The following is a 13,929-nucleotide window of genomic DNA, read 5'->3' as shown; positions in this document are numbered from 1 at the left end:
CTCGGGCCCTCGGGCCCCGGGAGGTCCTGGAGGCTTGGGGGCTGGAGGTCAGACTTGTTCTGCTTTTCGGATGGCGTCCCGGTATGTCCGGGCCGCCGCTCTCAGGGCCGCTTCCGGGTCCACTCCCCGCGCCTCGGCCTCGGCGGCCAGGGTCAGGAGTTCGTAGCCGACGCCTTCCGTCTTCGGCAGGGGGACGTTCAGGCCCGCCGTGCGGGCGCGGGAGGAGAGCTTGGCGGCCAGGGCCAGGCCCGGCTGGCCGAGGGGGACGCCGTCCGTCACGGAGGCGCGGCGCTTCTCCTCGGCCTTGGTGCGCAGCCAGTGCTCCTTCACCTCCTCCGGCGTCGTCGCGCTCTCGTCGCCGAAGACGTGCGGGTGGCGGTGGATCAGCTTGGCGACGATGCCGCCGGCCACGTCGTCGATCGAGAAGGGCTCCTCGGCGTCCTCCTCGGCGATACGGGCGTGGAAGACGACCTGGAGCAGGACGTCCCCGAGCTCCTCGCGCAGCTCCTCGCGGTCGCCGTCCTCGATGGACTCGACCAGTTCGTACGCCTCCTCGATGGCGTACTTGGCCAGGCCCTCGTGGGTCTGGCGGGACGACCAGGGGCACTCGGCGCGGATCCGGTCCATGACCTGCACCAGGTCGAGCAGGCGGGCGCCGGGCAGGTCGTAGGAGGCGGGGAGCAGTTCCAGTTCGGGCATGCTCACCCGGCCGGAGCCGGCGAGGCGGGCGAGGCCGTCGGTGAGGGCCGGCTCGCCCTCGCCGGTGGCCACCACCACGACCGTGCGGCCGCCTGCGCAGGCGCCGACCAGTTCCTCGGCGGTCGGCGCCGCCTCGGCCACGGCGACGCCCGCCTCACGCAGGTACGGCAGCTGCGGGTGCGCCCCGTCCGCGCACAGCACCCGGTCGGCGGCGTGCAGCGCCTGCCAGGCGGGCCAGGACAGCAGCCCGGGGGCGACCCGGTGGCTGGTGGTGAGCAGGACGATGCGGCCGGGGGCGGCTTCGGTGCCGTGGGCGGTGGTGTTCACCCTTCGAACGTAGCCCACCGCGCCGAGGCCCCCCGAGTCGTCCACACGCCGGCCCGCTCGCGGGGTCCGGGGTCACGGGTTTTCCACAGGCCGTCCGTCGCGTCGTACGTCCGTCACGCCCCCGCCGACGTGACCTCGCGCAGCCACGGCGACTTCGCCTCGACGCCGCCCTTTCGGACGTCCCAGGCGCCGTAGCGCGGGTTGAGGTCGACGTCCAGTTCGCCGGAGGCGGTGGACAGGGCCTGCCAGAAGGCCGGCTGGGAGGTGTCGGTGTGCAGCTTCGTGGCCAGCTTCTGGGCCTCGACCTGGAGGCGGAGGTTGTCGTCGAGGCGCTGCGGCGCCACCCCGTACTGCTGCAGCCAGGCCGTCTCCAGCGCCTGGGCGCCGCCCGCCTGCTGCTCCAGGCCGGCGCGCAGCCGCTGGACCTCGTGGCGGGTGACGGTGACGCCCGCGTCCCGGGCGGCGCGCTCCAGCACCCGGTCGAGCACCATCTGGTGCAGGGTGTCCCGGGAGAGGGTGCCGGTGCGGGCGACGGCCTGCTCGTACTGCGTCTCGTCGGGCACCGCGGCGCGCTGCGCCCGGCGCACCTCGTCCACCCGGCTCTGCAACTGCGCGACGGTGATCCGCTGTCCGCCCACCACGGCCGCGGCGCCCGGATGCGCGTCGCTGCCGCAGGCGGTCAGGAGAGGGGCCGCCGCGGCGATCGCGGCGGACAGGACGAGCGCGGTGCGACGGCGGCGGTGCAAGGAAACCTCCCGAGGAGAGTTTGTGCGGCGGTGCACAAAGTCTTGCGGTGATCGATGGTAGGCAGCGGCCGGGCTCCGGCCAAGCCATTGGACCAACGATTCACGGCGACTTCGGGCACCGCCGCCCGCCTCCGGTCCGCTTCTCCTCCGGGTGGCGGGCGGCCGGGCGCCGGCGCGGGTGTCAGCCCGTGATCGCCACGGGGGCGTCCCACCAGTCGCGGTCGACGGTGAGGGTGTAGCCGCCGCGGGTCTCCTTGCTGTTCACCTTGTACTGGTGGGCGCGGCTGTGGTCGGTGAACTGGGAGGCGCCCCAGGGCCAGTCGGAGGTGACGCTCTCCTTGCCGTCCCACAGGGCGTACCAGAGGTTGCCGGGCAGGTCGGTCTTGTTGCTCGCGGTGGCGATGGCCTTGGCGCTGGAGCTGGTGAAGCCGTAGTAGCCGGCGCGGTAGGTCTTGGCGCGCAGTTCCTTGTCGAAGGAGCGCACATAGGCGAGCACGGCGTCGTTGCACGACTTGTTCGTCGTGTCGTACGGCTCCATGTCGAGGTAGATCGCGCTGCCGGCCTTCATGCCGAGCGCGGCGGCCTTGGCCACGGCGTCCTTGGCGTCGGCGGTGCCGAGGGAGGTGGCGGTGGAGGCGCTGATCTTCTCCGGGCTGGAGCCGGTCTGGCACGGCGGCTGGGCGCCGACGTAGATCGGGACCAGCTTCCAGCCCTGCGCGCTGACGGACTTCACCCAGGAGGCGGTGAGGTTGGGCTGGTTGCAGCCGCGGTTCTTGCCGCCGACGTAGACGGCCGCGGCGCCGTAGTACTTGTCGGTGCGCCAGGCCTTCATGGCGTTCAGCGACGGCGCGGTGCAGGTGTCGAAGGCGCGGCCGGTGAACGTCTTCTGCGCGGGCCAGGTGGTCGCGGCCATCGAGGTCTGCGCGGCTATCCCGCCGCCGGCGAGGACGGCGGCCCCGGCCACCGCCCACGTGATGTATCTGCGCTTCTTGGACTGCCGGTGCTCGGCCATCCCCACCCCTAGTTCTGTGCGTACGCGCGCGAGCGGACACTCCGGTGTGCGCGCGTGCGTGTCGGAGCGGCGCACACCGGTGGTCCGGTGGTGTGCGTCCGCCGGAAAAGCGTTCCGGATCCCCCTGCTCCGGCGCGTGCGGCCGGTCCGGTGACAACGGCCGCCGGCGCCCGGAGCGGATCGCACGGTAACCGACGCCGCCCCCGCGTACGGGAAACGGAATCTCGTGATCATCACATGGTTCGCCCAAGCAACGGCAAAATCCGTCGGCGCGCCGATCCCGGATGCGGCGCCGGGTCGTCGGCCCGCCGGTCTTGACCGAGTGTTGATCATGTCCTGACCTGTGCGTGAGCTGTGCGATCGCCGGACGTCATAGGGTCCGCTGGCCACCCTGGCTCGTTCGAAGGACTCACATGCACATCCCGTCCCGCGCCGCCCGCGTCCTGGCCGTCGCCGCGCTCCCCCTGCTACTGGCGGCCTGCGGATCCTCCGGGGACAGCCCGGCCGCGTCCGGCACGGCCCCGGCCAAGGGCGCGCCGAAGGACCCGGACGCCGGTCTGCTCACCGGCACCCGGTTGAAGCAGGCGCTCGCCCCGGCGTCGTACTTCGGCGCCGGCTTCGCCGTCGACCCGAGCGCGGCCAGGGACTCCGGCGACACCTACGCGCCCCCGTCGACGGCCCCGACGGCCAAGCGCGACTGCACCCGGCTGAACGGCACCGGCTGGATCGGCATCACGGGGATCGACGGGGGCTCCTTCGCGCAGAACGACTACGTCGACAAGGACACCTCCGAGGACATCGGCCAGGAGATCGACGCCTACCGGGGCACCACGGCGGGCGACGTGCTGGCGGACCTGGCGAGGACGGCCGCGGCCTGCACGGGCTTCCCGGACGCCGACACGCACTCGAAGGTGACGGTCACCGGCCGCTCCACCCCCGCCCTGGGCGACGCCGCCTACACGCTCACCCTGACCGACAGCGCCTGGGGCAACGGCACCACCCTCGTCGCCGCCCGCGTCGGCACCGACGTCGTCAGCGTGATGTCGACGGCCGGTCACGACAACGGCGCGGCCAGCGCGACGAAGCTGACGCGGCGCATCGTCGCTTCCCTGCGCGAGGCGGCCTGACCGGCATCCGCGCGCACCGCCCGGTGGCTTAACCTTGCCCCCTGCACTGCCTTGGGGGGTAGAGATGGACAAGCGGCTGGAGGCCGGCTGGTTCCAGCGGATCGCCTGGTCGGTCCTGGCATGGGCCTCGCTGGGCCTGCTGGTGTGGGTGCCGTTCCTGTACGTGGCGATCCGCCGGGGCCGCGGCTCGGACTGGGGCGCGTTCGCGTCGTTCGCGCTGTTCGACGGCGTGATGGTGACGTGGATCGCCGTCATGCCCGACGAGGGCCCCGACGACGCGATCCTCGGTCTGGTCTTCATCACGGTCATGCTGGCCGCGGCGCTGATGCTGCTGTTCGCCATGTTCGACCGGCGCACGCCCCCGGTCGCCCCGGCGCCCTACGGCGCGGCGCCGCAGGGGCCGTACGGCTACCCGTACGGCCGCTGAGTCCGGCCCGGACACTCGGAGCCGGTCGTACGGCTGTCCGCACGGACGGCCGTACGAGGGCGACCCGAGCCGGTACGGGCGTCGGGCACGGGCTTGTGCGCGCGGGATCCGACGGTCACCTTCCCTCCCGCCTTCTCCGCCCTTCCCGCTTCACCGCTCTCCCGTACCCGTCTCCCGCCCTGCTCTGCCCTGCCCTGCCCTGGAGGTATTCCCATGGCTCTCAACTCCCGACGCGCCCGTCAGCTGCTGGACGCCGTCGCTCCCCTGCTCGCCCCGGGCGAGCAGGTGCGGCTGACCAGTCTGGCCGGCGTCGGATCCGTCTCCCTGCGCAGGCGCGCGGTCACCGCCGCCGTGGTCGGCGCGCTCAGCGCCGGGACGGTCGTCGCGACCGTCACGCCCCGCCCGATGTACCTCGCGCTGACCGACCGTCGGGTGCTGTTCCTCGACGGCAACCGCGGGGGCCGGCCGGGCGCGGTCGTGCTGGACCTGCCGCTGGCGTACGTGTCGGCGGGTGACTCGAAGAAGGCGTTCCTGGGGCTGCAGTACGTGACGCGGCTGGCGGTGGCGGGCCAGGAGAAGGGGCTGAAGCTCACCTTCCCCGTCCAGCACCGCTCGGACGGCCCGCGGTTCGTCGCGGAACTGCCGGCGACGGTCTGACCGGGCCGCCTCCCGGCCCGGTCCGTTCCAAGCCGCCTCCCGGCCCGGTCCGTTCCAAGCCGCCTCCCGGCCCGGTCCGTTCCAAGCCGCCTCCCGGCCCTGGCTCGGTCCGGTCCGGCTCACCCCGGACCGGTCCGGCTCAGCCCGTCAGCCGCCGCACTGCTCCAGCATCATCCGCTTGTCCGCGGTCGTCACCGGCAGCTTGTACTTCAGCGACACCTGGGCGAAGCGCACGCTGTACGCGCACCGGATGCCCTTGCTCGGCGGCAGCCAGGTCGCCGGGCCCGAGTCGCTCTTGGCGCCGTTGGCGGGGCCGTCCACGGGGATCAGGTTCAGCGGATCGTTGGCGATCTGCTCGCGCTTGTCCTTCGTCCAGTGCGCGGCGCCCATCTGCCAGTCGTAGGACAGCGGCATCACGTGGTCTATCTGGACGGTCGTGGCGTGCGCCTTGGTCCACTGGATCGTCCGTCCCGTGTACGGGTCGGCCAGGGTCATCGAGGTGACCACGCAGTTGGAACCCTTGCGGAAGGCGACCTTCTGGCCGTCGCGCTTGAGCAGGTCGTTGCGGGTGTCGCAGCCGTTGTGCGCGTACGGGACGCCGTCGGCGGTGTCCATCCAGGCGTAACCGAACTCGTCCCGGTCGTACCCGGTCTTCGGGCCGCGGCCCTTCGTCGCCACGGTCGCGATGAGCTTGCGGGCCGCGGCCTTGTCGGCGTCGCTCGTCAGGGGCGCGAGTCCCGGTCTCGTCCCGTCCGGGTTCTTCAGCGGGCTGACGGCGTGCCCGTCCGAGGCGGGCGCCGGCGCGCCGCCGCGCACCCCGCTTCCCGCGGAACCGCCGGCGTCGTCGACGCCGCCCTCGCAGCCGGCGACCAGGGCCGCCGCGGCGCACACCGCGAGCCCGGTGCGCACCAGGGGGCGCCGTGCTCCGCGGCGCCCCACCTGTTCCTCGCGGCCATGGCACACCTCTACGCCCATGAACCCTCCCTCGCCTTCGCGGACCCACCGTCCCTGGTGCGTGCGGGCCTGTCTTTCCTGTGCCCACCGTAACCAGGAGCAAGTACGGCCCACTTGGGGCGCGAAGAGGCAAAAGGAGCAGATGGGGTGTATCGCCGGTGTTCCGTACGACACCGCGGGGGGCGCGGGCGATCGGCCGCCCGCGCCCCCTCCCCCACGCTACGACCCCAGGACGGAGGCCAGGAACTCGCCCACCCAGCCGAGCAGTTCGCGGCCGACCAGCGGCTTGCCGCCGACCTTCGCCGTCTTGGGGCGGGGGACGAGGACCTGATGGACGGCCGGCTTGATGACCGTGCCCGGGTAGAGGCGCTTGAGGCGCAGCTCCTGCGACTCGCGCAACTCCACCGGCGCGAAACGGATGTTGTTGCCCTGGAGGACGATCTCGCCGACCCCGCACGCGCGGGCCAGCATGCGCAGTCCCGCCACCAGCAGCAGGTTCTCCACCGGCTCGGGCAACTTGCCGTAGCGGTCGGTGAGTTCCTCGCGGACGGCCTTGACGTCCTCCTCGGAGTTCGCGGCGGCGATGGAGCGGTAGGCCTGCAGGCGCAGCCGCTCGCCGGGCGCGTAGTCGTGCGGGACGTGCGCGTCGACGGGCAGCTCGATCTTGACCTCGAGCGGCGGCTCCTCCTCGACGCCGCCCGTCTCCAGCTGCCGCCGGTAGTCGGCGACGGCCTCGCCGACCATCCGGACGTACAGGTCGAAGCCGACGCCCGCGATGTGCCCGGACTGCTCGCCGCCCAGCAGGTTGCCGGCGCCGCGGATCTCCAGGTCCTTCATCGCCACGTACATGCCCGCGCCCATCTCGGTGTGCTGGGCGATGGTGGCCAGGCGCTCGTGGGCGGTCTCCGTGAGCGGCTTCTCCGGCGGGTAGAGGAAGTAGGCGTAGCCGCGCTCCCTGCCGCGTCCGACGCGGCCGCGCAGCTGGTGCAGCTGGGAGAGGCCGAAGTTGTCGCCGCGCTCCACGATGAGGGTGTTGGCGTTGGAGATATCGATGCCGGACTCGACGATCGTCGTGGAGACCAGCACGTCGAACTTCTTCTCCCAGAAGTCCACGACCACCTGCTCCAGGGCCTGTTCGGACATCTGGCCGTGGGCGATGGCGATCCGCGCCTCGGGGACGATCTCGCGCAGCCGGGCGGCGGCCCGGTCGATGGACTCCACCCGGTTGTGGATGTAGAAGACCTGGCCCTCGCGCAGCAGTTCGCGGCGGACGGCCGCGCCGATCTGCTTCTCCTCGTAGGGCCCGACGAAGGTGAGCACCGGGTGGCGCTCCTCGGGCGGGGTGGTGATGGTGGACATCTCGCGGATGCCGGTGACCGCCATCTCCAGGGTTCTGGGGATCGGCGTGGCGGACATGGTGAGCACGTCGACATTGGCGCGCAGCTTCTTCAGCTGCTCCTTGTGCTCGACGCCGAAGCGCTGCTCCTCGTCGACGATGACCAGGCCGAGGTCCTTGAACTTGGTCTGGGAGGAGAACAGGCGGTGGGTGCCGATGACGACGTCCACCGAGCCCTCGCTCAGGCCCTCCAGGACGGCCTTGGCCTCGGTCTCGGTCTGGAAGCGGGAGAGCGCCTTCACGTTCACCGGGAACTGGGCGTAGCGCTCGGAGAACGTCCCGAAGTGCTGCTGCACCAGCAGGGTGGTGGGGACCAGGACGGCGACCTGCTTGCCGTCCTGGACGGCCTTGAAGGCGGCGCGGACCGCGATCTCGGTCTTGCCGTAGCCGACGTCGCCGCAGATCAGCCGGTCCATCGGGACCGACTTCTCCATGTCCTCCTTGACCTCGGCGATGGTGGTCAGCTGGTCGGGCGTCTCCGCGTAGGGGAAGGCGTCCTCCAGCTCGCGCTGCCAGGGCGTGTCGGGGCCGAAGGTGTGGCCGGGGGCCGCCATGCGGGCGGAGTACAGCTTGATCAGGTCGGCGGCGATCTCCTTGACCGCCTTCTTCGCGCGCGCCTTGGTCTTGGTCCAGTCGGCGCCGCCGAGCCGGTGCAGGGTGGGCGCCTCGCCGCCGACGTACTTGGTGATCTGCTCCAGCTGGTCGGTGGGGATGTAGAGGCGGTCGCCGGGCTGGCCGCGCTTGGCGGGGGCGTACTCCACCACCAGGTACTCGCGGGTGGCGCCCTGCACGGTGCGCTGCGCCATCTCGATGTAGCGGCCCACGCCGTGCTGCTCGTGGACGATGTAGTCGCCCGACTCCAGGGTGAGCGGGTCGATGGTCTTGCGGCGGCGGGCCGGCATCCGGGCGCCGTCGCGGCTCGCGGTGCGCTGGCCGGACAGGTCGGTCTCGGTGAGCACGGCCAGCTTGAGGACGGGGTCGACGAATCCGGTGTCGACGCAGCCGCAGGCCACGTGCACCACCGACGGGGTCAGTTCGCCGAGGTCGCCGGTGCGGCCGTCGGTGACGGCGAGGCGGGCGGCGATGCCCTCCGCGCCGAGCACCTCCACCGTGCGGGCGGCCGGGCCGTGGCCCTCGGTCACGTAGACGGTGCGCCAGCCGTCGGCGAGCCAGCCCTTGGTGTCGGCGAGCGCCTTGGCGGTGTCGCCGCGGTAGGTGTCGGGCGCGTGCATGCCCAGCTTGAGGGTGTCGCCGTCGTCCGCGCTCTCCTCGGCGGCGAACGGCGAGACGGACCACCACATCATGTCCAGCTCGCGCGCCCGGTCCCGGACGTCGGCGATGGACCACAGGGAGGCCGCGCCGACGTCGATGGGCGCCTCGCCACCGCCGGCGGTGGCGGCCCAGGACGCCTGGAGGAACTCCTGCGAGGTCGCCACCAGGTCGGCGGCACGGGTGCGCACCCGCTCGGGGTCGCACACGAGCGCCATCGCGCCCTTGGGCAGCACGTCGAGCAGCAGCTCCATGTCGTCGACGAGGACGGGGGCGAGGGACTCCATGCCCTCGACGGCGATGCCCTCGGCGATCTTGCCGAGCAGTTCGCCGAGTTCCGGGTGCTGCTCGGCCAGGGCGCGGGCCCGGCCGCGGACGTCGTCGGTGAGCAGCAGCTCACGGCAGGGCGGGGCCCACAGGCCGTGCTCGGCGACTTCCAGGGAGCGCTGGTCGGCGACCTTGAAGTAGCGGATCTCCTCGACGTCGTCGCCCCAGAACTCGATGCGCAGGGGGTGTTCCTCGGTGGGCGGGAACACGTCGAGGATGCCGCCGCGCACGGCGAACTCGCCGCGCTTCTCGACCAGTTCCACGCGCGCGTACGCGGCGGCGGCCAAAGCCTCCACCACCTCGTTCAGGTCGGCGCTCTGGCCGGTGCGCAGGGCCACCGGTTCCAGGTCGCCGAGCCCCTTGACCTGCGGCTGGAGCACGGAGCGCACGGGCGCGACGACGACGGAGACCGGGCCGGTCTCCGGGTCGTCGGCGCGCGGGTGGGCGAGGCGGCGCAGCACGGCGAGACGACGGCCCACGGTGTCGCTGCGGGGGCTGAGCCGTTCGTGCGGCAGCGTCTCCCAGGAGGGGTACTCGACGACGCCCTCCGGCGGCAGCAGCGAGCGCAGGGCCGCGGCCAGGTCCTCGGCCTCCCGCCCGGTCGCCGTCACGGCGAGGACGGGGCGGCCGGACTCGCGGGCGAGGGCGGCGATCGCGAAGGGCCGGGCCGCGGGCGGCCCGACCACGTCGACGTGCGTGCGGTTGCCGTCCGCCGCGGCGGTGATCGCTTCCGCGAGGGCGGGATCCTTGACGACGGCGTCGAGCAGACCGTGCAGGCTCATGGCGGGGCTTCCGTCCGGGGTGACAGGGCTGATGTGGACAACGCGAAGAGCCCGACTCGTGCGACGGGCCGGGGGCTCTCTCAGCGTACGACGCCGGGGAGGGGGCCGACGGACGGCTGTGGACGACGGCCGTGGCGGTGCGGCGGCCGGGTCGGCCGGCCGCGCTCGCGCCGGAGGGGGCCGACGGGCGCGGCGACGCCCCACGGAGCCGACAGGGCCGGTCGGGCGGGCGGCAGGGAGCGGTCGTGGCGGCAGCTCGTGATCGTCTGCGTCGCCATCGTGGCCGCCGGGCTCCTGCTCCGGTCGGTCGCCGCGCAGGGCCGGACCGCCGAGCCCGGGGCGCCGCCGCCCGAGCCGGGATCGGCGGCTGCCGAACAGGGCCTCCTGTCCGGAACGGGCCGGGCCCGCGTGCCCTGGCCTGATCCGGACGAGAGGTCCTGGTGCCGCCGACGACGGCGCGGGGCCGGGAAGTCCCAGAAGACTTCCCGGCCCCGCGCCTGTCCCGCAGCCCGTGCCCACCCCCGTCGGCGCACGGACCCCGCCGTCGCGCTATTCCGTCGCGATCGCGTTCAGGACGTTCATCCGGCCCGCCCGGAAGGCCGGGACCAGGGCGGCGAAGAGGCCGACGAAGGCCGAGCCGACGAAGACGCCGATGATGGTGGGCCAGGGGATGTCGAGGACGTGCAGGCCCTCCAGGGCGAGGAGCTTCTGCGCGGTGGCGCCCCAGCCCATGCCCAGGCCCAGGCCGAGCAGCGCGCCGAAGAGGGCGATCACCACCGACTCCAGGCGGATCATCCGGCGCAGCTGCCGCCGCGAGAGGCCGATGGCCCGCATCAGGCCGATCTCCCGGGTGCGCTCCACCACCGACAGCGCCAGGGTGTTCACCACGCCGAGGACCGCGACGATGATCGCGAGGGCGAGCAGGCCGTAGATCAGGTCGAGCAGCTGCCCGATCTGGTCCTTCAGGGCCTGCTTGTAGTCGGCCTGGTCGCGCACGGTGTACTGCGGGTAGTCGTGCAGCTTCGTCTTGAGCGCGGTGTACGCGGCGTCCTGCCGCCCGTCCTTGGCGGTGCCGAAGACCAGGACGTCCAGCGGCATCCGGTCGGCGGGCACGTACCGTGCGACGGTGGCGATGGAGACGTACATCGCGCCCTTGTCGACCACGACGTCGTCGCTGGTGATGGCGCGGACGGTGAGCCGGGCCGTACGGCCGTCCTTGAAGCCGACCGAGACCTTGGAGCCGATCTTGAGGCCGTGGTCCTCGGCGAAGCCCTGGAAGACGGACATCGAGTCGGCGCGGTAGGCGTCCGCGAGATCGCCGGCCACCGTCTTGGTGCGCAGGTCCTTCGCGTACGACGGGTCGGCGGCGTTGACCGTCTCCTTCTTGGACACCTTGCCGTCGGGCGTGGTCAGGTCGACGTCGAGCACCCGGTACTCGGTGACCCGCTCCAGGTCGGGCACCGACTTCACGGCCGCGACGGCCTGCGGGGTGATCAGCTGCCCCCGGTCGGACTGGATGATGAAGTCCGTGCCGACGGTCTTGTCGAGCTGGTCGGTGGCCGAGGCCACCATGGAGGAGCCGACCACCGACAGGCAGGCCACCAGGGCCAGGCCGATCATCAGGGCGGCGCCGGTGGCGCCGGTGCGGCGCGGGTTGCGCAGCGCGTTGCGCTCGGCCATCCGGCCGATGGGGCCGAAGACCCGCAGCAGCACCGCGCCGAGGATCCGGACCAGGCCTCCCGCCAGCAGCGGGCCGACGACGACGAAGCCGATCAGGGTCAGCACCACGCCCAGCCCCAGCCACAGCGAGCCGTCGCTCGCCTGGTCCGCCGAGGCCGCCGTGTACAGCGACGCGCCGCCGGCGCCGGTGAGGAGCACGCCGAGCACGGCCCGGATCCGTCCGGCGCGGGCGTCGGCCGGGGCGCCGGCGTCGCGCAGCGCGGCCATCGGCGAGATCTTGCCGGCGCGGCGGGCCGGCAGGTAGGCGGCGAGCACGGTGACGACGACGCCGAGGACGAGACCGGCCACCGGGGTGGTCCAGGCGACGGTCAGGTCGTCGGTGGACAGGTGCATGTCCATGGCGCCCATGAGCTTCATCAGTCCGACCGCGATGCCGACGCCCGCGCCGACGCCGAGGACCGAGCCGACCACGCCGAGCAGCAGCGCCTCGACGAGCACCGAGCGGTTGACCTGCTTGCGGGAGGAGCCGATGGCCCGCATCAGGCCGATCTCCCGGGTGCGCTGGGCGACCAGCATGGAGAAGGTGTTGATGATCAGGAAGATGCCGACGAGGAAGGCGATCCCGGCGAAGCCGAGCATCGCGTACTTCATCACGTTCAGGACGCCGCCGAGCTCCTTGCGGTTGGCGTCGGAGACCTCCTTGGCGGTCTGCACCTTGTAGCCGGCGCCGAGCACCGCCGTCACGTTCTTCTTCAGCTGCGCGTCGCTGACGCCCGCGGCGGCGGTGACGTTGACGTTCGTGTACACGTCGGTCCGGCCGACCAGGGTTCGCTGCGCGGTCTTCGTGTCCACGTAGAAGATCGCCGCGCCGGGGTTGGTGACGGTGAAGGCGGCGATGCCGGAGACCTTCGCCGGGTGGGTGCCGACCACGCTGATCAGGGCGATCTCGTCGCCGAGCTTCAGGTGGTGCTTGTCGGCGGTGTCCTCGTCGACCATGACCTGGTCCGGGCCCTCGGGCGCGGCGCCGGTCACGATCTTCATGGTGCGGGCGTCGTTGGCGCCCCAGCTGCTGACGATGGTGGGGCCGCCGCTGGTGGGCGAGAGGCTGTCCTTGTCGGCGTCGACGACCGTCACGGAGGTGGAGGCCACCGAGCCCTCGGCGGACTTCACGCCGGCGGCGCCGCGCACCTTGCCGAGCACGCTCGCCGCGACGACCGGCGGCTTGCCGTTGCCGGAGGTGGTCTCACCGCTGTCCGAGGCGCTCTTCGCGCTGACCGTCACATCGGAGGCGGTGGCGGCGAACAGCTTGTCGAACGTGGTGTTCATCGTGTCGGTGAAGACGAGCGTCCCGCAGACGAACGCCACCGAGAGCAGCACCGCCACCGCCGACAGCGCCATGCGCCCCTTGTGCGCGAAGAAGTTGCGCATCGAGGTCTTCAGCACGGTCATGACGTGCGCCCCCGGGCGTCGAAGTCCTTCATCCGGTCCAGGACGGCTTCGGCGGTCGGCCGGTACATCTCGTCGACGATGCGGCCGTCGGCGAGGTAGAGCACCCGGTCGGCGTAGGAGGCGGCGACCGGGTCGTGGGTGACCATCACGATGGTCTGCCCGAGCTCGTCCACGGAGCGGCGCAGGAAGCCGAGGACCTCCGCCCCGGCCCGCGAGTCGAGGTTGCCGGTCGGCTCGTCGCCGAAGATGATCTCGGGCCGGGCGGCCAGCGCACGGGCCACGGCGACGCGCTGCTGCTGGCCGCCGGAGAGCTGGTTGGGCCGGTGCTTGAGGCGGCCGGCCAGACCGACGGTCTCCACCACCCGGTCCAGCCACTGCCGGTCCGGCTTGCGGCCGGCTATGTCCATGGGCAGCGTGATGTTCTCGATCGCGCTGAGCGTCGGCAGCAGGTTGAACGCCTGGAAGATGAAACCGATCCGGTCCCGGCGCAGCTGCGTGAGCTTCTTGTCCTTCAGACCGGTGATCTCGGTGTCGGCCAGGTGTATGTGACCGCTCGTCACGGTGTCGAGGCCGGCCAGGCAGTGCATCAGGGTGGACTTGCCGGACCCGGAGGGGCCCATGATCGCGGTGAACTGGCCGCGGGCGATGTCCACGTCGACGTGGTCGAGCGCGACGACACGGGTCTCCCCGGCCCCGTAGGCCTTCACGACCTGCCGCGCCCGCGCGGCAACGGCCGTAGTCCCTCCAGTACCCCCGTGCCTGGGAATGGTCACAGCCGATGTCACGGTAAGTCTCCTATGTCGGTCGGATGCGGGCGCGTGCCCGGTGAGCGGTGGTGGTGCTGCGATGGTGCGGCGGATCGGGTCGTACGACGGCGCGTCGCTTCCGTACGCCGGTGTCCGTGTCCGGCGGTGTCGGCGCCCGGCCGGTTCCCTTGTCCGTAAGCGACCGGTCCCGGACCGGTTCCCGCGTCCGTGCCGGCGCCGGTCCCGGCCCGTTGCGGGCGCCGATCGGTACGTCGACGAGTCTGTCCGGAACGGGCCGCCCGCGCGCTGGTGCCCAGCGCAGTCTTCCGCG

General features: G+C 72.5%; 10 protein-coding genes. 3 read left to right on the top strand and 7 right to left on the bottom strand.

The features are described 5' to 3' along the window. Nucleotides 1-48: 48 nt before the first annotated feature. The 3 genes from ACH5A8_RS18185 to ACH5A8_RS18175 form a co-directional block, all read right to left on the bottom strand. Nucleotides 49-1,026 carry a nucleoside triphosphate pyrophosphohydrolase gene (locus tag ACH5A8_RS18185; RefSeq protein WP_399003049.1) on the bottom strand — a complete coding sequence of 326 codons (978 nt, stop codon included), beginning with the start codon at nt 1,024-1,026 and terminating at the stop codon, nt 49-51. A 113-nt stretch (nt 1,027-1,139) separates the two neighbouring features. Continuing rightward, a complete protein-coding gene (locus tag ACH5A8_RS18180; RefSeq protein ID WP_399003047.1) occupies nt 1,140-1,772 on the bottom strand; it encodes a SurA N-terminal domain-containing protein in 633 nt (210 codons plus the stop codon). 181 nt (nt 1,773-1,953) lie between these two features. Beyond that, the gene (locus tag ACH5A8_RS18175; RefSeq protein ID WP_399003045.1) at nt 1,954-2,784 is read right to left on the bottom strand and encodes a glycoside hydrolase domain-containing protein; all 831 of its coding nucleotides are present in this window, start codon (nt 2,782-2,784) and stop codon (nt 1,954-1,956) included. Nucleotides 2,785-3,197: 413 nt separating this feature from the next. Between ACH5A8_RS18175 and ACH5A8_RS18170 the strand changes: the two genes are divergently transcribed. The 3 genes from ACH5A8_RS18170 (at nt 3,198) to ACH5A8_RS18160 (ending at nt 4,995) form a co-directional block, all read left to right on the top strand. Continuing rightward, nucleotides 3,198-3,911 (top strand): hypothetical protein, encoded by a 714-nt coding sequence (locus tag ACH5A8_RS18170; protein WP_399003043.1) that lies wholly within the window; start codon nt 3,198-3,200, stop codon nt 3,909-3,911. A gap of 64 nt (nt 3,912-3,975) precedes the next feature. Continuing rightward, a complete protein-coding gene (locus tag ACH5A8_RS18165) occupies nt 3,976-4,338 on the top strand; it encodes a hypothetical protein (RefSeq protein ID WP_399003041.1) in 363 nt (120 codons plus the stop codon). 213 nt (nt 4,339-4,551) lie between these two features. Further along, nucleotides 4,552-4,995 carry a hypothetical protein gene (locus ACH5A8_RS18160; RefSeq protein ID WP_399003039.1) on the top strand — a complete coding sequence of 148 codons (444 nt, stop codon included), beginning with the start codon at nt 4,552-4,554 and terminating at the stop codon, nt 4,993-4,995. A 147-nt stretch (nt 4,996-5,142) separates the two neighbouring features. On the opposite strand, the gene ACH5A8_RS18155 is transcribed toward ACH5A8_RS18160, so the two are convergent. The 4 genes from ACH5A8_RS18155 to ACH5A8_RS18140 form a co-directional block, all read right to left on the bottom strand. Next, nucleotides 5,143-5,970 (bottom strand): HNH endonuclease family protein, encoded by an 828-nt coding sequence (locus ACH5A8_RS18155; protein ID WP_399003037.1) that lies wholly within the window; start codon nt 5,968-5,970, stop codon nt 5,143-5,145. A 198-nt stretch (nt 5,971-6,168) separates the two neighbouring features. Further along, nucleotides 6,169-9,723: a transcription-repair coupling factor gene (mfd, locus tag ACH5A8_RS18150; protein WP_399003035.1), complete on the bottom strand. Its 3,555-nt coding sequence runs from the start codon at nt 9,721-9,723 to the stop codon at nt 6,169-6,171. A gap of 549 nt (nt 9,724-10,272) precedes the next feature. Beyond that, complete coding sequence (locus ACH5A8_RS18145) at nt 10,273-12,852, bottom strand: ABC transporter permease (RefSeq protein ID WP_399003033.1); 2,580 nt, start codon at nt 12,850-12,852, stop codon at nt 10,273-10,275. Continuing rightward, the gene (locus ACH5A8_RS18140) at nt 12,849-13,637 is read right to left on the bottom strand and encodes an ABC transporter ATP-binding protein (RefSeq protein WP_399003031.1); all 789 of its coding nucleotides are present in this window, start codon (nt 13,635-13,637) and stop codon (nt 12,849-12,851) included. Before ACH5A8_RS18140 ends, ACH5A8_RS18145 begins: the two co-directional genes overlap by 4 nt. Between the last annotated feature and the right edge of the window lie 292 nt (nt 13,638-13,929).

This window comes from Streptomyces sp. NPDC018610 (assembly GCF_044391765.1).
Taxonomy (GTDB): domain Bacteria; phylum Actinomycetota; class Actinomycetes; order Streptomycetales; family Streptomycetaceae; genus Streptomyces.
This window is presented reverse-complemented; position numbering and strand designations above follow the sequence as displayed.

What these genes read in the sequence shown, in the direction of transcription:
- ACH5A8_RS18175 (WP_399003045.1), bottom strand. Translation starts at nt 2,784, where the DNA reads ATGGCCGAGCACCGGCAGTCCAAGAAGCGCAGATACATCACGTGGGCG.
- ACH5A8_RS18170 (WP_399003043.1), top strand. Translation starts at nt 3,198, where the DNA reads ATGCACATCCCGTCCCGCGCCGCCCGCGTCCTGGCCGTCGCCGCGCTC.
- ACH5A8_RS18165 (WP_399003041.1), top strand. Translation starts at nt 3,976, where the DNA reads ATGGACAAGCGGCTGGAGGCCGGCTGGTTCCAGCGGATCGCCTGGTCG.
- ACH5A8_RS18160 (WP_399003039.1), top strand. Translation starts at nt 4,552, where the DNA reads ATGGCTCTCAACTCCCGACGCGCCCGTCAGCTGCTGGACGCCGTCGCT.
- ACH5A8_RS18155 (WP_399003037.1), bottom strand. Translation starts at nt 5,970, where the DNA reads ATGGGCGTAGAGGTGTGCCATGGCCGCGAGGAACAGGTGGGGCGCCGC.
- mfd (WP_399003035.1), bottom strand. Translation starts at nt 9,723, where the DNA reads ATGAGCCTGCACGGTCTGCTCGACGCCGTCGTCAAGGATCCCGCCCTC.
- ACH5A8_RS18145 (WP_399003033.1), bottom strand. Translation starts at nt 12,852, where the DNA reads ATGACCGTGCTGAAGACCTCGATGCGCAACTTCTTCGCGCACAAGGGG.